Annotated in this window: 21 protein-coding genes and 1 pseudogene; all 22 read right to left on the bottom strand. The window is 34.1% G+C overall.

Features of this window, described 5'->3' with window-relative positions; all coding sequences use genetic code 11:
- Positions 1–18: 18 nt before the first annotated feature.
- The gene (locus tag CaldiYA01_RS05895; protein ID WP_207182539.1) at positions 19–804 is read right to left on the bottom strand and encodes an NAD(+)/NADH kinase; all 786 of its coding nucleotides are present in this window, start codon (positions 802–804) and stop codon (positions 19–21) included.
- Positions 805–846: 42 nt separating this feature from the next.
- Positions 847–1,191 (bottom strand): histidine triad nucleotide-binding protein, encoded by a 345-nt coding sequence (locus CaldiYA01_RS05900; RefSeq protein ID WP_207182541.1) that lies wholly within the window; start codon positions 1,189–1,191, stop codon positions 847–849.
- Positions 1,192–1,193: 2 nt separating this feature from the next.
- Positions 1,194–3,839 carry an alanine--tRNA ligase gene (gene alaS / locus CaldiYA01_RS05905; protein ID WP_207182543.1) on the bottom strand — a complete coding sequence of 882 codons (2,646 nt, stop codon included), beginning with the start codon at positions 3,837–3,839 and terminating at the stop codon, positions 1,194–1,196.
- Positions 3,840–3,942: 103 nt separating this feature from the next.
- Positions 3,943–4,998, bottom strand: coding sequence for an AI-2E family transporter (locus CaldiYA01_RS05910; protein WP_207182546.1), 1,056 nt, complete (start codon positions 4,996–4,998; stop codon positions 3,943–3,945).
- A gap of 69 nt (positions 4,999–5,067) precedes the next feature.
- Positions 5,068–5,229, bottom strand: a complete 162-nt coding sequence (locus tag CaldiYA01_RS05915; RefSeq protein ID WP_207182547.1) for a hypothetical protein — start codon at positions 5,227–5,229, stop codon at positions 5,068–5,070.
- 11 nt (positions 5,230–5,240) lie between these two features.
- The gene (locus CaldiYA01_RS05920) at positions 5,241–5,687 is read right to left on the bottom strand and encodes a PRC-barrel domain-containing protein (RefSeq protein WP_207182549.1); all 447 of its coding nucleotides are present in this window, start codon (positions 5,685–5,687) and stop codon (positions 5,241–5,243) included.
- 20 nt (positions 5,688–5,707) lie between these two features.
- The gene (gene ispH / locus CaldiYA01_RS05925) at positions 5,708–7,699 is read right to left on the bottom strand and encodes a 4-hydroxy-3-methylbut-2-enyl diphosphate reductase (RefSeq protein WP_207182553.1); all 1,992 of its coding nucleotides are present in this window, start codon (positions 7,697–7,699) and stop codon (positions 5,708–5,710) included.
- Positions 7,700–7,722: 23 nt separating this feature from the next.
- Positions 7,723–8,298 (bottom strand): lysophospholipid acyltransferase family protein, encoded by a 576-nt coding sequence (locus CaldiYA01_RS05930; protein ID WP_207182555.1) that lies wholly within the window; start codon positions 8,296–8,298, stop codon positions 7,723–7,725.
- Positions 8,288–8,968: a (d)CMP kinase gene (gene cmk, locus CaldiYA01_RS05935; RefSeq protein ID WP_207182558.1), complete on the bottom strand. Its 681-nt coding sequence runs from the start codon at positions 8,966–8,968 to the stop codon at positions 8,288–8,290. The genes CaldiYA01_RS05930 and cmk overlap by 11 nt, the downstream gene beginning before the upstream one ends.
- Complete coding sequence (aroH, locus tag CaldiYA01_RS05940; protein WP_207182560.1) at positions 8,965–9,339, bottom strand: chorismate mutase; 375 nt, start codon at positions 9,337–9,339, stop codon at positions 8,965–8,967. Before aroH ends, cmk begins: the two co-directional genes overlap by 4 nt.
- Before the next feature lie 45 nt (positions 9,340–9,384).
- Positions 9,385–9,807 carry a HutP family protein gene (locus tag CaldiYA01_RS05945; protein WP_207182562.1) on the bottom strand — a complete coding sequence of 141 codons (423 nt, stop codon included), beginning with the start codon at positions 9,805–9,807 and terminating at the stop codon, positions 9,385–9,387.
- Between the two features lie 22 nt (positions 9,808–9,829).
- Complete coding sequence (locus tag CaldiYA01_RS05950; RefSeq protein WP_207182564.1) at positions 9,830–10,459, bottom strand: histidine phosphatase family protein; 630 nt, start codon at positions 10,457–10,459, stop codon at positions 9,830–9,832.
- 6 nt (positions 10,460–10,465) lie between these two features.
- Positions 10,466–11,328, bottom strand: a pseudogene (locus CaldiYA01_RS05955) (MurR/RpiR family transcriptional regulator).
- A 13-nt stretch (positions 11,329–11,341) separates the two neighbouring features.
- Complete coding sequence (locus CaldiYA01_RS05960) at positions 11,342–11,506, bottom strand: YpmA family protein (RefSeq protein ID WP_207182566.1); 165 nt, start codon at positions 11,504–11,506, stop codon at positions 11,342–11,344.
- A 122-nt stretch (positions 11,507–11,628) separates the two neighbouring features.
- Positions 11,629–13,020 carry an oxaloacetate decarboxylase subunit alpha gene (locus CaldiYA01_RS05965; protein ID WP_207182567.1) on the bottom strand — a complete coding sequence of 464 codons (1,392 nt, stop codon included), beginning with the start codon at positions 13,018–13,020 and terminating at the stop codon, positions 11,629–11,631.
- Positions 13,021–13,048: 28 nt separating this feature from the next.
- The gene (locus CaldiYA01_RS05970; protein ID WP_207182568.1) at positions 13,049–13,432 is read right to left on the bottom strand and encodes an acetyl-CoA carboxylase biotin carboxyl carrier protein subunit; all 384 of its coding nucleotides are present in this window, start codon (positions 13,430–13,432) and stop codon (positions 13,049–13,051) included.
- Between the two features lie 8 nt (positions 13,433–13,440).
- A complete protein-coding gene (locus CaldiYA01_RS05975) occupies positions 13,441–13,632 on the bottom strand; it encodes a hypothetical protein (RefSeq protein ID WP_207182569.1) in 192 nt (63 codons plus the stop codon).
- 37 nt (positions 13,633–13,669) lie between these two features.
- Positions 13,670–15,214, bottom strand: coding sequence for an acyl-CoA carboxylase subunit beta (locus CaldiYA01_RS05980; RefSeq protein WP_207182570.1), 1,545 nt, complete (start codon positions 15,212–15,214; stop codon positions 13,670–13,672).
- Positions 15,215–15,416: 202 nt separating this feature from the next.
- Positions 15,417–16,277 (bottom strand): agmatinase, encoded by an 861-nt coding sequence (gene speB, locus CaldiYA01_RS05985; RefSeq protein WP_207182571.1) that lies wholly within the window; start codon positions 16,275–16,277, stop codon positions 15,417–15,419.
- A gap of 17 nt (positions 16,278–16,294) precedes the next feature.
- A complete protein-coding gene (gene speE / locus CaldiYA01_RS05990; protein WP_207182748.1) occupies positions 16,295–17,122 on the bottom strand; it encodes a polyamine aminopropyltransferase in 828 nt (275 codons plus the stop codon).
- 85 nt (positions 17,123–17,207) lie between these two features.
- The gene (locus CaldiYA01_RS05995; RefSeq protein WP_238480609.1) at positions 17,208–18,029 is read right to left on the bottom strand and encodes a hypothetical protein; all 822 of its coding nucleotides are present in this window, start codon (positions 18,027–18,029) and stop codon (positions 17,208–17,210) included.
- Entirely contained in the window at positions 18,026–18,694 is a 669-nt protein-coding gene (locus CaldiYA01_RS06000; protein ID WP_207182575.1) for a glycosyltransferase family 2 protein, read from the bottom strand. Before CaldiYA01_RS06000 ends, CaldiYA01_RS05995 begins: the two co-directional genes overlap by 4 nt.
- Positions 18,695–18,705: the final 11 nt, after the last annotated feature.

The raw sequence follows: 18,705 nt of genomic DNA on the forward strand, positions 1-18,705 counted from the left end.
CACCTCTATCTTTTACTGTTACTCTTTTATTTTTTCCCTTAAAATTTCGTAAAAGTTTCTTTGCTTAAGCCTTATAAGTTTTAATTTGTATTGAGAAATCTTACATTCAACAAATTCTTTTTGTGCAAGCTCATTTGCAAACCTGCCATCTACTACTACCTGAACATTTTCTACTGATAAATTCTCCACTTTTATTGTCCTTGTGCTATCAAGTATAAGACTTCTTGAACTCAAAGAATGAGGACAAATAGGGGTGACTAAAATCACCCCCAGCTGTGGCTCTATTATAGGTCCACCTGCCGAAAGCGAATAAGCAGTTGACCCTGTAGCTGTTGCTACTATGATACCGTCACTTCTATACTCCTGAGCAAACACACCGTCAATGTAAAGACACAAATCCACTATATTAAAAGTATTTCTGATGATACACACATCGTTTAAAGCCAAAAAAACCTTCCCTTTTACCTTTGCTTCAATAATGTGTCTCTCTTCAATAAAATATTCTTTCTTCAACAGATTGAAAATAGCCTTTTCAATATCATCTCCTACCTCTTCGGTAAGATACCCCAGCCTTCCACAGTTAATGGCAAGGACTGGTGTGGCTTCTATCGAAGCCTTTTCAACTACATGCAGAAGTGTGCCATCTCCTCCTATTGTGATAAGGAGATCAAAGTTTTTTGTTTTTTTGTTTTCTTCATTTACCAGTAACCAATTAACTCTATTGTGGTTAAGGATTGATACAATGTTTTGTAAGATTTCGCTACTGCGTTCTTTCTGAAAATTCACAAAAATACCAATTTCCATTTGTAAAATCAAACTCCTTCATAGCCACAGCAAATTATTCATTTAACCAGCTGGCCATGAAAATTTTCTTCCACCGAGCAAGTGAAAATGCAAATGGTCAATAGTCTGACCCCCATCAGGTCCACAGTTTACCACAATTCTATATCCTTTCTCGTCAATTCCAAACTTTTTTGCCAATTCTTTTGATACAACAAATACATGACCTATGAGTTCTTTGTGTTGCTGCTGGACAGCATTTAAATTTTCTATGTGTGTCTTAGGAACTATAAGGATGTGTACGGGTGCAGTGGGATTTATGTCTTTAAAAGCACAAACAATCTGGTCCTCATACACAATCTCAGATTGAATCTCCTTATTTAATATTTTACAAAAGATACATTCGCTCATTTTTAAACACTCTCCTTTAATATATCTTTCAAGATATTCTCAGCTGTTTGCAGTGCCATGTCTATCTTCAATACATCATTTCCACCGCCTTGGGCAAAATCTGGTCTTCCCCCACCTTTTCCACCAAGAACTGTACATACTTCTTTTACTACTTTTCCACAATCGACTCCTTTTTTAACTGCCTCTTTTGAACATGACATGAGTACAGTGACCTTGCTACCCTGCTGTATGATATTGAGCACAATTGCTTTTGAATCTCTTTCTTTAATCTTGTCAGTAAGAAGTTTTACATAGTCCATATCGTCTGTCTCTTTTCTGTTTACAATCAGCTTGAACTCACCATAATCAACCGCTTTACTGTAAAGCCATGAAAGTTCATTTTCAACCACCATAAGTTTATATTTCTCTACTTCGTTTTCAAGACTCTTTATTTTGTTTTCAAGCTGTTCTATTTTTGGTATTATCTCGGAATCATTGCTGACTTTCACTTTGTTTCTTAACTGTTTTAACGTCTGCTGGGTATTTAAAATAAACTCATAGACCTTGTTTCCAGTAATTGCCTCAATCCTTCTAACACCTGCAGCTACACTTGACTCAGATATTATCTTGAACATTCCTATTTGACCAGTGTTATCAACATGTGTTCCACCACACAATTCCATGCTAAAATTATCTATTTTTATAACTCTTACCATATTTGAGTACTTTTCATCAAACAGGGCTGTTGCACCCATCTTCAAGGCACTGTCTAAATCTGTTACAATTTTTTCAACTGGGACAGCCTGTTGAATAACGTTATTGACCATCTTTTCAATTTTAATTATTTGCTCCTCGGATAACGGTTCATAATGAGCAAAGTCAAATCTGAGTCTGTCGGGGCCAACCTGCGAGCCACTTTGTTGTGCGTGTTGCCCTAATATTTTCCTCAGTGCACTGTGTAAAAGATGTGTTGCTGTATGATTCTTCATTGTTGCAAGTCTTAGCTCTTCGTCTACTTTAGCAACTACACTTGACAAAACAGATATCTCACCTTTTAAAACCTTTACCTTATGAAGAATTGTTCCTTTTGGGCCTTTCTTTACATCTAAAACCTTTGCTATAACCCCTTCACTTTCTAAAAAACCCTTATCTGCAACTTGCCCACCGCTTTCTGGATAAAAAGGAGTTTTATCTAAGATAACAAAACATACATCTTCCTCTTTTGCATATGCTGTCTCTTCATTGCCCAGAAATATTTTTAGTATCTTCGCCTCTTGTTTTAAGGTATCATAACCAACAAAAATTGTTTCAATGTCCTCATCAATGACAATGTTTATATCCTTCCACCCAGCATTTTCAAGCTCTTTTTGAGCAGCTCTTGCTCTTTCTTTTTGTTGTTGCATAAGCTCATCAAATTTCTCTTGGTCAATAATAATCCCCTTATCTGCAGCTATCTCTTTGGTAAGGTCAAGAGGAAATCCGTAAGTGTCGTACATCTTAAATGCAATTTCACCATTTAAAATGGTTTCCTTGTTCTTTTTAAGCTTCTCAATCTCACTTTCAAGTATCTCAAGCCCAACATCAATTGTCTGATTGAACCTGCTTTCCTCGTTATAGAGCACTTTCTTTATATACTCAGCTTTTTGAACAAGTTCTGGATATGGATTTTTGTAAGACTCTACAACCGTGTCTACAATAAGGTGCAGGAACGCTTCTTTTTTACCAAGCAACCTACCGTGTCGTGCAGCACGCCTTATAAGCCTTCTTAAAACATATCCTCTTCCTTCGTTTGAAGGTAAAATACCATCACCAATCATAAACACTGTACCACGAATATGGTCTGTAATGACACGTACTGATACGTCTTTTTCAATATCTTTTCCATACTCATAGCCTGTGACTTCACATACCTTGTCACGAATAGCCTTCACTATATCAATGTCAAAAAGAGAATCAACTTCTTGCATAATTGCAGCAATTCTCTCAAGACCCATACCTGTATCTATATTTGGATTCTTTAACCTGTGGTATACACCATTTTCATCCTTGTCAAACTGAGTAAAAACAAGATTCCAGAACTCAACAAATCTGTCACAATCACATCCGATACCACAAGTGGGCTTGCCACAACCCTTTTCCTCGCCTCTATCAAAGTATATCTCAGAACATGGTCCGCAAGGTCCTGTTCCTATTTCCCAGAAGTTATCCTCCTTACCCATTCTTTTGATTCTATCTGGTTCTAAGCCTACCTCTTTGTGCCAAATCTCAAATGCCTCATCGTCTTCCTCATATATTGTAACCCATAACCTCTCTCTTGGAAGTTTCAAAACTTCTGTAACAAATTCCCATGCCCATATAATTGCTTCTCTCTTGAAGTAATCACCAAACGAAAAATTGCCCAGCATTTCAAAGAAAGTTGCATGTCTTGCTGTTTTACCCACTCTGTCTATATCTGGTGTTCTTATACATTTTTGGCATGTGGTAATCCTTCTGCGGGGAGGTTCTTCGATTCCTAAAAAATATGGTTTTAGTGGGGCCATACCAGCGTTAATCAAAAGAAGACTTTTATCGTTTTTTGGAATAAGTGAAAAACTTGGTAGTCTCAAATGTCCTTTTGATTCAAAAAATTGGAGAAATTTTTCTCTTATTTCATCAGTAGACATGTACATCTTTCAATCAGCCCTTCTTTATGGTATTTTTTGAAAAATGGTTTTTATATTTTTTCAATACAATCAAAATTTTATTAAAGCCAAAATGCAAAGTCAACAATATTCACTCAATCTTTTCAGATTTTATTCTTTTCATAATATTAATAAATATAATTTTTATTACCGCAGCAATGGGAATAGCAAAGAACATGGCTACAAATCCAAATATTTTGTTCGCTAGTATGATAACAATAATAATTGTTAGAGGGTGAAGACCGACTTTTGAACCAATAACTCGTGGGGATATGATAAAACTGTCTACTTGCTGAAGAAGGACTAAAAAAATTATAACCATTATAGCCTTTATGTAGGAGTCAGAAAGAGCAATTATTACTGCTGGAATACTGCTAAATATTGGTCCAAAATAGGGAATCAAATTGCCGATACCAGTTATTACACCCAAAAGAGCTGCGTATCTTACAGAAAGTAGTGAAAATCCCAAAAAGCTCAACAGCCCAACTATAACAGCATCAAGAAGCTGACCTCGAATATACTGATGAAGAACCCTATTTATATCCGCAAATATATAAAGTCCTTCTTTTCTATATTTCTCGGGTAATAACCATTTTATCCACATGACTAACCTTTTCCAATCCCTCAGGATATAAAAAGATATAATAGGAATAAGAAGATAATACAAAATGTTAGAGGAAATACTCTTTACAATGTTTAAAAATATTGATAATGTTTGTTTGGAAATTCCTTCGATATTGATAGAATTTGCATTTAGTATTTCCTTAATGTCAATATTTAGTTTATCCAGAAGCTTTGAATCAATCTCAAAAAACCACTTTTGAATAAGTGCTATATATTCAGGAACGTTTTGAATAAGCTGCTTAGTTTCGCTAACAAATAAAGGAATAAAATATACAAAGACCATAATGGTGATACCAAAGATTATTACAAACGAAATAAGGATTGAAATATCTCTTGACCAAATCTTTGTTTCTAAAAAATCTACGCAAGGTTTTAATAGATAAGACAAAAATAGTGCAATCAAAAATGGAATCATAATCGGCCAAAATGCCTTCATATTCGCAAAAAAATAAATAACAATTGCAATTAGAGCTATGAACAATATATCTGTAAAATATCTTTTTACCAATTTTATTATGTGCACTTTTTAACACCTCAAATAGAATTATTCTTATCCCTTAAAATATTAAAAAAGTAGGGAAGAAAACCTTCCCTATCGCAAAAGCTTATTTACCATAGTCATCAGCTTTTTAGCAATCATTCTTTTTAAAAGTTTATTTTTCATGCTCCTTGGAGATGCCTGGGACAGCATGGCAGATATAATCCCGCCTACTATGCTTCCTATCAATACATGTTTTGCAGAAATTCTTTTCAAGATTTCACACCTCAGCTTAATATTTTATTTTCTCTTAATATTATTTCCTCAGGGCTCAATATTATTTTTTTATTTTTTATATAACTCCAAATACTCTCTGCAACCTGATATTCTAAAATTTTAAAGTTCTCTGGATCAAATATAATGTCAATTACAATCCCTATCAAAAACCCATTTTCGTCTATTACTTCTTTCAAAAAAATTTCTTGTGCTCTTAAAAATGGAAAGCTGTCAATGGAAGTATGGATGCTGCGGACAATCAAAAGTTGATTGTTTATAGACTCAATGTCCTCTGTCGGAACATATGCGCACGATGGTATTTTAAATGAGTTTTTGACTCGTACCTTAAACCCAATCACCTTATCATCTCTGAGTAACATATCTTCTACTTTTCCAGTTATCTTATTATCTAAATTAAGGACGGGTTTGTTTTTCAAGATAGAAAATGAAATCTTCATAGGCTCTTAAAACATTAAATTTATTGTTCTAACTTTATATTCTTCACAAAATCAGCAAGTGTTATTACAAAGTCTTCGCTATGTTCAGTATCAATGTTTTCTTCTTCGTGCAAATCTTTTAAAGACAACGCAACTCTTCGCTTTTCTTCATCAATCTCTATAACCTTTGCTTTCAAGCTATCTCCAACTTTATATACGTTATGTGGTCTTTGGTTGTATCCAAGTGGAATATTTGAAATGTGAGTAAAACCATCCACATCATGTTCTGTGATCCACACAACAAGTCCAAAAGGTAACACCTTTGTCACTTCACAATCAACAAGCATTCCTAAATATAAGTTCTTAATCCTTTTTGTCCACTCATCGTCTTGAGTCTTTTTTATGCTAAGATAAATCTGTCTTTTATTCTTATCTATATCAAGAATCTTCACTTTGACTTTTTCGCCAATTTCAAATAATTTTTTAAGGTCTGCACCTTTTTTCAAATATCCAACTTCACTTGCAGGTACAAAACCCCGTAGATTCTCAAAATTTACTACAACGCCTTTTTGTTTTACCTCAAGAACAAAGCCCTCATACTCTTTGGAAAAATCTAAAGACTCAATCTGTTTAATAAATCTCTCTTCTTCTTTTTGTTTTAACAAAGATTTCCGACTACCAAAGGCTATCTTTTTTTCCTTGTTGACATCTGTAATTTCTATTTCAAATATCTTTCCTATATCAGAAGTTTGAATATCTTCACCCCACTGAGAAATTGGCACATACACATTTGTTCCTCTAAAGTCACAAACAATGCTTTTTTCTTTGATTGACTTTACAACCACTCTTAAAGGTTCTTTATTTTCATACCTCGAAAGCAGCTCTTCAAACCCGTGAAGTACATCTGCTCGATACTTTGATAAAACCACATTTCCTTCTACATCTGACTCTTTTATCACAACCGCTTCAATTGTTTCACCTATCTTAAATAGGTCCTTCAAATTTACATTCCCATTTTTAATTACCTCGTCTTTGTAAATTATACCCTCTGCCTTGTAACCAATATCAACAAGTAGATAATCTTCCTCAATTTTTATTATCCTGCCTTTTACAACTTCATCTTTTTGCACTGTTAAAAAACTTCTATCAATAAGTCTCTCGAAATCTTTCAAATTCATCTCATTAAATATTTCTTCCAGATGTTTTACCACCTTTTCAATCTGCTCTGGCGAAGTGGAAGCTCCTGCTGTTACCCCAATACTCTTTGCACTACTATCTAATTTAATTGAATCTAAATCTTTAACTTTTTCAATAAAAAATGTGGGTTTTATCTCCTTCAGAAGCTGATACAATTTGTTGGTATTGGAACTTTTCTTATCACCGACCACCAACATTATGTCTACATGCTGTGCAAGTTCAGCTGCTTCCTTTTGCCTGTTTATTGTTGCTTTGCATATGGTATCAAATACTTTATAATTGGTATGAGACTCTAAAAATTCTTTTATACTGGTCCACTTCTTGCTATCAAACGTAGTCTGACAGACAACTGCAGTTTTGCCTTCAATTTGATTAATCGCTTCTTTTACTTTTTCAATACCATCTACAACAAAACATTTTCTATTATTGCTAACATGGCCAACAATTCCCTTTACTTCAGGATGGTTCATATCTCCAACAACAATTATATCATACCCGTTCTCTGAATGTTCCCTTACAATCTCATGAATCTTTTTAACATATGGGCATGTAAAATCATAAACCTTATCTGTCCTTTTTTTAATCTCGTTATACTCCTTCATTGAAACACCATGAGTACGTATAAAAATTATATCTTCCTTCCCAATTTGTTCAATATCCTCTATAACATCTACACCTAACTCTCTTAATTTATCTATAACATAACTATTATGTATTAACATTCCATACACCTTTATAGATTTTCCCTTATTTGCTTTTGCCCATGCCAAAACGCCTTCTACTGCCCTTTGAACACCAAAACAAAATCCAGCGCTTTGCGCAACCTTAATAATCATTATTTTCATTCCACCTCTTAACTTTATTTTAGAATTAGTTCTTTAATTTCATTCATAATTTTATCAACAATCTCTTGGTTATCAATTGTGTTATTTCTAAATTCTATAGGTTTCCCAATTCTTACTCTTATCTTACCAAAGGGGATAATTCTACCAGAAATACCAACTGGCAAAACTTTTGCACCTGTTGCCTTAACTATAGTTGCAACGCCTTTTTCACCTTTTAAGATAACTTCTTTTGTCCTGTTTCTTTTTCCTTCTGGAAAAATACCCAAAATATTGCCCGATTTTATAACATCTATAGCTCTTTTTATTGCTCCAATATCGCTTTTGCCACGTTTAACAGGGAAAGCCCCAAAAGCTTTAATGATTGGAGCAAGCCACCATATTCTAAAAAGTTCGCTTTTAGCCATGAAATATACTTTTCTATCAAATATAAGTATAATCAAGACTGGATCAAGATAACTTCTATGGTTTGCACAGATAATAAAAGGGTCTTCTGGTATATTTTCTTTACCTTCAACTCTTATAAAAAAAATACACTTCAAGAGGATGAAAGCAACTTTCCTAATAAAATTAAGAAAAAAATTATACTTCATCTTTGACCACCTTATGAAAAAGCTCTAAAACCTTTTGTAAAACCTCTTCAATTGAAAGAGAAGTAGAATCTATAACAATGGCATCATCAGCTACTCTCAAAGGCGCAAACTCTCTTGTCATATCATTTTGATCCCTTTTTTTTATCTCATCTAAAAGTTGATAATAGTCTACTTCATATCCTTTTTGCTTAAGTTCTAAAAATCTTCTTTTTGCTCTTTCCTCTGCCGTGGCTGTCAAAAAGATTTTTAGTTCAGCATTAGGCAAAACATGCGTTCCTATATCTCTTCCGTCCATTATAACCCCTTTTTGTTTTGCTAACTCTTGCTGCATCTTTACAAGTCTTTCTCGTACTTCCCTGATCTTTGAGACGTCAGATGCATACATCGAAACCTCAGGCTGACGAATTTTTTCTGTGACATCTTCACCATCTAAAAAGACAAGTTGCCTGCCATCTACAAGTTTTATTAATATATCAGTTGAGTTTAATATCTCCACAATCTTTCTACTATCATGTGGAGAAACATTGTTTTTAAGTGCTTTTAGTCCGACAGCTCTGTACATTGCACCTGTGTCAATGTGAATATATCCAAGTTGGCTTGCTAAAAGTTTTGAAATTGTACTTTTTCCAGCACCTGCAGGACCATCTATTGCAATGTTAATCTTTTTCATAAATCTTCACCTTTCCCAAAAGCTAAATCTTCTCTAAGTTTTGCTGCCTCTTTCAAATAAACGTGTTTAGGAGTAAAGCCATTATCTCTTTGTATAAGCATAAGAAGCCTAATACACCTATTTAACGCTCCTTCAATATCGAGCTCTTGAGCACAAATAAGAGGAATGTCCACAAATCCCATGAGTCTTGCTGCATATGCTGGAAAAGCTGATTTTAGGTCTTTGGTCATTGTAAACAAAATAAAAACAATCTCCTCTTTTTTAAGATTGTTTCTAAAAATTATCTCATTCAAAAGCTCCTGAGTACAACTGATAATTTCGTCTTTGGAATCTCTCTCAACAGTAGTAGCACCTCTTATTGCAAAAACCAAAGTTATTCCCCCTAAAGTAATCTTTTATCTTTTGAATAAAGACTCTTATATAACCCTGTGACCAAGTCCTATTGCCACCTCATTTAAATGTAAAAGACCTATCCCAAAAAATATGGCAACTGCAACATGCTCTTCATACCTTGCAATGCCAATCTTCCCACCTACATTAAGTCCAATTGCTTTTTGCATGATTTGAGATATTGCTTCTCTTGTGGCTCCTGCAACAGCGCCTTCCTCTTGATGTACCTCATTTATAACACCTTCTCTTTTTGCAGCAACAACTGATCTTTCAACAATTTTCATAACGGAGGTTATAAACTCTCCACCAAAATCTACTGCTGCACATCTAATACCTATTTTTGAAAAGTCCTCTTGAATCTTCTTTTCTTCTTGTCTATTCTGACTTAAAGCCATTAAAATAGCTACTCTTGAAACATCCTTGCTACCAAATTCTCTTCTTTCCACCACTTTATATACCCCACTTTTTATTTTAAATTATTGGACGAACTTGTTCTGATGTTAAATGAGACATATCATTAAGAAGACTTAGCATCCTCCTTTCCCCTTTTATATCAACAATGCTCAAACTAGCATTACCAATCCAACATTTTTTATAAAAATCAAGAGGGAGGGTTAAAAGATATATGATTGAAAGTTTTACTATCCCACCGTGAGTAACAATTGCAATGTTATTATAATCTTTCTGCAAAAGCTCATCATAGAAACTTTTAACTCTTTTCATAACGACATTGAGGTTGCCTTCACCAGGAAAAATGGCTTTATCGGGATTGTCTTTCCACATCAAGTATGTGTGATAGTATTTTTTTTCGAGTTCATTAAAGCTCAATCCCTCCCATTCGCCAAAATTTATTTCATTGAGTTTTTCAGAGGTTTCAAACATAGCATAAGGATGATAAGATTTTATATAACTTGCTGTAGTATAGGCTCTTTTTAATGTACTTGAAAATATTATATCAATCTTCTCATTTTTAAGCCTCTCAGCAATCTTTTTTGCCTGTTCAATTCCAATTGAATTGAGATCTGTGTCAATTGAACCTTGAACAAGGTTAAACCTATTCCAGTCTGTCTCGCCATGTCTTACTAAATAAATTCTTCTCAAGCTGCATCACCTGTTTTCCTTTTCATAAACCTGAAACTCATCCCATATTTCTTCAAGTTTTTCAAGTGTTTTTGCAACCTCTTCTTTTTTCCTAAGACCTGTTGCAACAATTAATGCATTGATTACACTCAAAGGGGCCACCAACGAATCAGCAAATGATACCATATCACTTCTGCAAATAAGTACATAGTCACTGTACTTGCACAGAGGTGATATTTTGCTATCTGTAAGCGAAACAATCTTAGCACCCTGTTTTTTTGCATACTGCAAAACCTTTAAAGTACGTTTTGAATACCTCGGAAAACTAATACCAACTATTAAATCATCACTTGTAATTCTAAATACCTGTTCGAAAATATCACTGATGCCACTTGTTGTAATAACCTTAACGTTATCCAAAATCATGTTCAAATAAAAACCCAAAAAATCAGCAAGTGCTGCTGAACTTCTAATTCCAATGATGTATATCCTTTTTGCATTTACTATCTCATCCACAACCTGGTTGAAAATGTTTTCGTCTATCTGCTCTAAGGTCTGTTTTATCTTGTCCATGTCTGAGAGGAGAACACTTTTTAAAACCTCTTTTTCGTTTATTCTACTTGCAGAAAGTTCTACCCTTTGCACCGACGTAAGCTTGCTTTTCATAAGCTCTTGCAAAGCCCGTTGGAATTCAGGGTAACCTTCAAAACCAAGCCTTTCAGCAAATCTTACAACTGTTGACTCACTCACGCCCACGAATTGCCAAGTGCAAGTGCTGTCATATATGCTGCTTTTTCCCCATGTTCTAAAATGAACTGGGCAATTTTCTTCTGCCCTTTACTAAATTCTGGCATAAGTTCAATTATCCTGGCTTCTAAATCGTGGGTCATCTTGCATTTCTCCTTATGTTTGGTATATGCTTATAACAATCTTATTGTGACTTCTTGAAAGCCCCACAATAATATTTTTGTCTTTTAAGCTTTTGTTAAGAAAGTCTATTATCTTATAGATTGGAACATTCTCTTCAAATTCCATTGAAGAGATAAGTTCAAGTCTTTCATTTTCCATTTTTAAATCCCACATCCTATTCTTTTTTTGTTATTCTTCTTATTAATTATATCACAATGCTTATGCTCTTATAAGAGCATTTTATAAAGAAAAAAGGAAGAACACTATTTTTGTTCTTCCTTTTACACAGGATAGACCTTGTTACCTTGAACAAGATCAACGTCAATCTTGTACTTTTTTGCATACCTGAACTTGAAGAAATTCTCTGCAAGTTGAGGGAATAAACAGTAAGTTATCACATCAGTATCATTTTCAATATATTCCTTAATCTTTTCTTTTGCATTTTCAAGCTCTGGAGGAATTAAATCTGCTGGTCGACATGTTATCTCGTTTTCATCTTTCAATATTTTTCGTTTTACATCCTCATTCACAGGAGCTGGAGGTTTTCCGTACTCACCTTTAAAATATGCTTTTGTTTCTTTTGTGACAAGCTTGTATCTCTCACCTGCTAAAACGTTCAAAACAGCTTGTGTTCCAACAATTTGACTTGTGGGTGTTACAAGTGGCGGATATCCAAAATCTTTTCGAACCTCGGGTACTTCTTTTAAAACTTCATCTAATTTATCTTCCTGTCCTTGTTCCTTTAATTGAGAAATAAGATTTGATAGCATACCACCAGGTATTTGATAATGAAGAGCATTTATATCAACACTTAATACTTTCGGGTCAAGCAGTCCTTTTTTGATATACTCTTCTCTGAGTACTTTAAAATATTCACTTGCCCTGTTTATCATTTCTAAATCGAGTTTCGGAGCGTATTCTGTGTTTTCAAGTGCATACACAATTGTTTCAGTTGGCGGCTGGGAAGTGCCCAGTGCAAGCGGAGATAGAGCCGTGTCAATACCATCCACACCTGCTTCGATAGCTTTCAAATATGTCATTGACCCAAATCCTGTGGTGTAGTGTGTGTGAAGATGAATAGGAAGTTTTACCTGCTCTTTTAACGCTTTTACAAGTTTATAAGCATCAAATGGAGAGAGAAGCCCAGCCATGTCTTTTATACAAATTGAGTCTGCCCCAAGTTCTTCTATTTGTTTTGCTAAATTCACATAGTTTTCAATAGTATGATAAGGAGAGATAGTGTATGATATGGCAACCTGGGCATGTCCTTTTTCTTTTTTTGTTGCTTTTAGAGCTATTTCAATATTCCGAATGTCGTTGAGCGCATCAAATATTCTTATAACATCAATGCCATAGTATATAGCCTTTTTTACAAACTCTTCAACAACATCATCAGCGTAGTGCCTGTAACCAACAAGATTTTGTCCTCTAAGAAGCATCTGGAGCTTAGTTTTTTTAAAAGCGGCTTTCAGCTTTTTTAATCTTTCCCATGGGTCTTCATTGAAAAACCTCAAACACGCATCAAATGTAGCCCCGCCCCAGCACTCAACCGAATAGTAGCCAACTTGGTCAAGCACAGGAGCAATCTCAATCATCTGTTCAGTTGTCATGCGGGTTGCAATAAGTGACTGATGAGCATCTCTGAGTATTGTTTCTGTTATTTTTACCCCCATTATTTTTAAAACCTCCAGAAAATTTTTCTTACTCTATTTCAAACAACAAATCTCCTTTTGCTACCTTCTGTCCTTCCTTTACATGTATTTTTTTTATTTTTCCATTTACCGGTGCAGTTATTTCATTTTCCATTTTCATGGCTTCAAGAATCAAAACAGGTTCACTTGCATCCACAACATCGCCTTCACTTTTCAGCAGCCTTACAATAGTACCCGGAAGCTGGGCAACAACCGAATTTTTATCAGAAGAAGGTACAGAACTTTGTTTTACTTTATCCTCATATCTTTCCTGTTTTGGTTCAAAATGGCTAATCTTAGGCCTTGGTACAACAGGAGTAGCATTTTCAACTCTTATCTCTTCCACTTCTACAACAAATTCTTGGCTATTTATCTTTACCTTGAACTTTCTCATCACAAGCTTTACCTCCATCTATAAAACATCTGTGACTGATTGAGTATCATTTCTCTTGCACCTTTGACCCACTTGTTTTGCTGTTTAGTTATGTTGGTAATTTTATATTGACCTTCACCTATTACAATGTGCAGACATGCACAAATACAAGCAAGCTCTTCTTTGGTAATAGTTGAAATAGTGCTGACCTGAGCATACATTTTAAAACACTCTCCTTTATTTCAATAAAAATACATTTTACAATGGAATATTACCATGCTTTTTTGGTGGTCTTTGTTCTCTTTTTGTAATAGAAATTTTGAGCGCTTCAATAATTTTATTACGAGTAAACTGAGGTTCAATCACATCGTCAACATACCCTCGAGAAGCTGCAATGTATGGATTTGCAAACTTTTGAGTATACTCTTCTATCCTTCTTTTTCTTTCTTCTTCGGGATTTTTAGCGCTTTGTATCTCTTTTCTAAATATAATATTTGCAGCGCCATCTGGTCCCATAACAGCTATCTCGGCAGTTGGCCATGCAAACACAAAGTCTGCACCAATGTGTTTGCTGCTCATTGCAATGTAAGCCCCACCATATGCTTTTCTCAAAATTACATTTATCTTTGGAACTGTTGCCTCTGAGTATGCATACAAAACCTTAGCTCCATGACGAATTATTCCATTGTGCTCTTGGTTAACACCTGGCAAAAATCCAGGCACGTCTGTAAATGTTATTATGGGAATATTAAAAGCATCACAAAATCTTACAAATCGTGCTATCTTGTCAGACGAATCATAATCAAGTACTCCAGCGTTCACTTTAGGTTGATTTGCAACTATTCCTACACTATAGCCCCCTATTCTGCCAAATCCTACTACAGCATTTTGAGCAAAATAAGGTTGTACTTCTAAAAATTCTTGGTTGTCTACTACTTTGTAAATTATTTCTTTTACATCATAAGCTTTGTTTGGCTCTTGCGGGATTATACCTTCGAGTTCAGGGACAAGTCTCTTTTCTGAATCAGATGATATTATAAAAGGTGGGTCTTCCATATTATTTGAGGGTATAAATGACAATAAATACTTTATCATGTCAAGTAGGTGATACTCATCCTCTGCAATAAAATGAGCAACTCCACTTTTTGAACTGTGAGTGTAAGCACCACCAAGCTCTTCAAATGATATCTCTTCTCCAGTTACCGCTTTTATAACCTGAGGTCCTGTAACAAACATTTGGCTGGTTTTGTCCACCATAAAAATAAAATCCATAATAGCAGGAGAGTATACAGCTCCACCTGCACAAGGTCCCATGATAGCTGCAATTTGTGGAATTACACCTGATGCCATGGTATTTCTATAGAAGATTTCACCATACCCAGCTAATGCATCAACACCTTCTTGAATTCTTGCACCACCAGAATCATTTATACCTATCACCGGGCAACCATATTTTAATGCTAAGTCCATGACTTTACAAATCTTCTTTGCATGCATCTCCCCAAGTGAACCGCCTATTGAAGTAAAATCTTGAGCATAAACAAAAACTTTTCTGCCATTGATTGTTCCATAACCTGTTACAACACCATCACAGGGGACAAATGTATCATTCATATCAAATTCTTGACATCTGTGTTCAACAAACATATCTATTTCATTGAAACTACCAGGATCAAGTAAATATTCTATCCTCTCTCTGCAGGTAAGTTTTTTGCTATCATGCTGTTTCTTTATTTTATCTTCTCCACCAAGCTTTAGTATCCTTTCTCTTTTTTGTTTTAGCTCTTTGAGCTTGTCTGTCATTAAAAATCCTCCTCAAAGGTGATTTATCATGTAGTATTAATATCTGGTATTAATATATTATACTAGTTTCTATTTTATAACATCTAAGCATTTTTAGCAAGAAAAATTTGAAAAATAAAATAAGGGTGTGGACTTTAAGAAGCTACTATTTTAAGAGGCCCACACCCTTTTATTATTTAAAACGCATATATCTTTAAACTTTTTATCCATCAATCATTAATATAAGCTCTCTAACTATCTTTGCAGCAAGTAGTGCTGTTCTATCAGAGATATCATAATATGGAGAAACTTCAACTATATCTACCCCTATTATGTTAAGATCTTTTAATTTAAATAAAGTATCAAAAAGGTCTGAAGGTAAAATTCCACCTGGTTCAGGTGTTCCTGTACCAGGAGCAAAAGCTGGGTCAAAAACATCTATATCTATTGATAAGTATACCTTTTTGCCTTTTAAATTTTTCATTACTTCATCAATCTTATCCCATTTGTCAACAAAATAGAGATTGCTATTCTTTTTCGCAAATTCAATTTCTTCTTTAGACCCAGACCTTATACCGAATTGGTATACATTCTTAAAACCTATTACCTCACCCACTCTTCTCATGACAGTGGCATGTGAAAACTTTTCACCAAGATACTCCTCTCTCATATCAGCATGAGCATCAAAGTGAAGCACATAAAATTCCTCTTTATTTGAGTTTGCTGCCGCCTTTACGATAGGAAAGGTAATTAAATGTTCACCGCCTAGAAAAATAGGTACTTTTTTCTCTTCAAACAGCTTATAAGCAAACTGATATATAGTTTCAATACTTCTTTCAATATTTCCGAAAGGAAGTTCCAAATCACCCATATCACAAAAAGTCTTGTCATACAGGCTTTTATCTTGATAAACAGAATACTCTTCAAGTTCTAATGAGACTTCCCTTATCTTTATAGGAGCAAAACGTGAACCTGGTTTAAAGCTTACTGTAAAATCCATAGGAATTCCTGCTAAAACTATGAGGCTATCTTCGTACTTCTCTGAAGCACATAGGAAAAAGGGTTTGTAGAGATTAAAGCCCATTCATTTTAACTCCTTTTTTACTTTATAATTTCCTGTACAAAAGTTGGGAGTGCAAATAGAGCTTTGTGTAATTCTGGATTATAATACTTTGTATCAATCCTTTTTATCTTTGAAATATCAACCTCAAGCGGATCATACTTCTTTGAACCAAGAGTAAAACTCCAAAGTCCACTCGGATATGTTGGAATAAACCCAAGATAAAGTCTTGTTATAGGGAAAATGGACTTCACTGCGTGAAATACATTCTTTATCAGGTCCTGATCATAAAAAGGTGACTCAGTCTGCGCAACAAAAAGTCCATCTTCTTTTAAGCATTCAAACACTGCCTTATAAAAACTATCTTGGAAAAGTCCTACTGCAGGACCAACAGGGTCTGTTGAATCTACAATTATAACATCAAACATATTTTTGTTCTCTGACACAAATTTTATTCCGTCAGTTATAACAACCTCTGCCCTTTCATCATCAAGTGCACAACTTATCTCAGGAAGGTATTTTTTGCTTGCTTCTATAACTTCTCTATCAATCTCGATTAAATATGCCTTTTCAACCTCGTCATGTTTGAGAATTTCTCTGATAACGCCTCCGTCTCCGCCACCTATAACAGCAACTTTTTTGGGATTTGGATGGGTGAATAAAGGAACATGAGAAATTAACTCATGGTAACAAAACTCATCTGCAATTGTTGTCTGAACAGCACCGTCTAATACAAGCATTCTTCCAAACTGTTTTGTTTCAAGTATTGCTAAGTCTTGGTATTGAGTCTTTGCAGTATAAATAGTTTTTGTTATTTTGCATGTAAATCCCAAGTCAGGAGTCTGCTGCTCAGTAAACCAAAGTTCCATCTCAGCCAATTTCTATTTACCTCCTTGCCGAAAACTTTAAACAACAGTGAATATATTACAATATCCAATAAACAAATTCAAGTTTTTAATTTTTTCGCCCTAACATATCTATAAAATTTAAAAACGTATTTTTTTCAATAATCCTTGAAAATGAAATGTGTTCAGATAAAATATTGAGTCCAAAGACAGCTATAAATACCATCCATATCAAAACTGAATTGTATGTCTCTGAATAACTATTTGTCAAAAACAAAAAGAACAAATACCCTATTACGTTAGAACCTGCATCTCCAAGCATGTATAATTCCCTCAAATCACCTATAAAAAACGGAATGGTCAAAGTTAAAAACAAAATTGCTGTACTATCTAAATGAATAAAAAAGCTTAGTAAAACAACAAATATCCATAACACTTTTATGCATCTGCCAGGTCGAATGTCAAATAAGTTAAAGAGATTAACACAAAGAGAACCAAAAATAGCATCAAAAACTGCCTGTGCTACTTCTTTGTGTAAAATCATACTTGAGATAAAAATCACAGAAGGTATTGATATCATCTTTAAAAGTCCAGTTGAAAATTCTCCGTTTTTTATAAATCTTATAATATGTCCTTTGAAACCCTTACTTTTATTGTCTCCAAAAATGTCATCCAAAAAACCTATAAAAGATATGCACCACATCGAAACAGCCAAAATTAACCATTTTATCCCTAAGGTATAAAAAAATATCTTCAATAAATATATAACCCAGACCAGTGACAAAACAATTCCCATACAGCAAGGAATTTTCTCGCCTCTAAAATTCTCTTTCAATAAAATGTTGTATTTCTTAAGATATAAAGTGAAAAAAAACAGCATTACTATTTCAAGTCCACAAAAAATCAAATAATCCTTTACCAGATTTTTCATGCCCTCCATTTCGTAATAAAAACCAAAAAAATATCCTTCATCTGTCGAATTTTATGTAATAAATCTTTTAAACTTTTCCCTTTTTCATTGTGTGAAAAATCAAACTCAATCTCTCTAATCTCATAACCCATCTTAATAAAATCAATTAACATTGAAATATCTACTCCGTACCTATTGGGAATACATTTAATATCTTTTAAAAGAGAAAATGGAATTATCCTCTGCCCACTAAGACAATGATCAATCTTTTTTTTGGTATAAATTCTAACAACAAACTTGGCAAATCTTTTAACAATTCCAAAACCCTTTTTACTCACTTTTATAGGATAACCAATTATTATTTGTTTATCATTTAGGATAAAAACTTTTTCGCAAAATGCTTGCAGGTCTTCCTTATTTACCAGTATGTCGCCATCTAAAAGTATCAATTTATCAAAATTGTTGTTTTTAAGATATTCAAATGCTGTTTTAAGAGCCGCACCCTTACCTTTGTTTATATTATGCCTTAGTATAGTGCACTTATCACACTTTAGCGAAATTTTCTTCTTAGAGCCATCATCGACAACAATTATATTCTTTACAAACCATATATTAGACAAATCTATAATTAACTTTTCAAGAGATTGTGGAGGATTATATACAGGAATTACCACGACTATATTCAATTGTCTTCTTC

It is taken from the genome of Caldicellulosiruptor diazotrophicus (genome assembly GCF_017347585.1).
Classification (GTDB): domain Bacteria; phylum Bacillota; class Thermoanaerobacteria; order Caldicellulosiruptorales; family Caldicellulosiruptoraceae; genus Caldicellulosiruptor; species Caldicellulosiruptor diazotrophicus.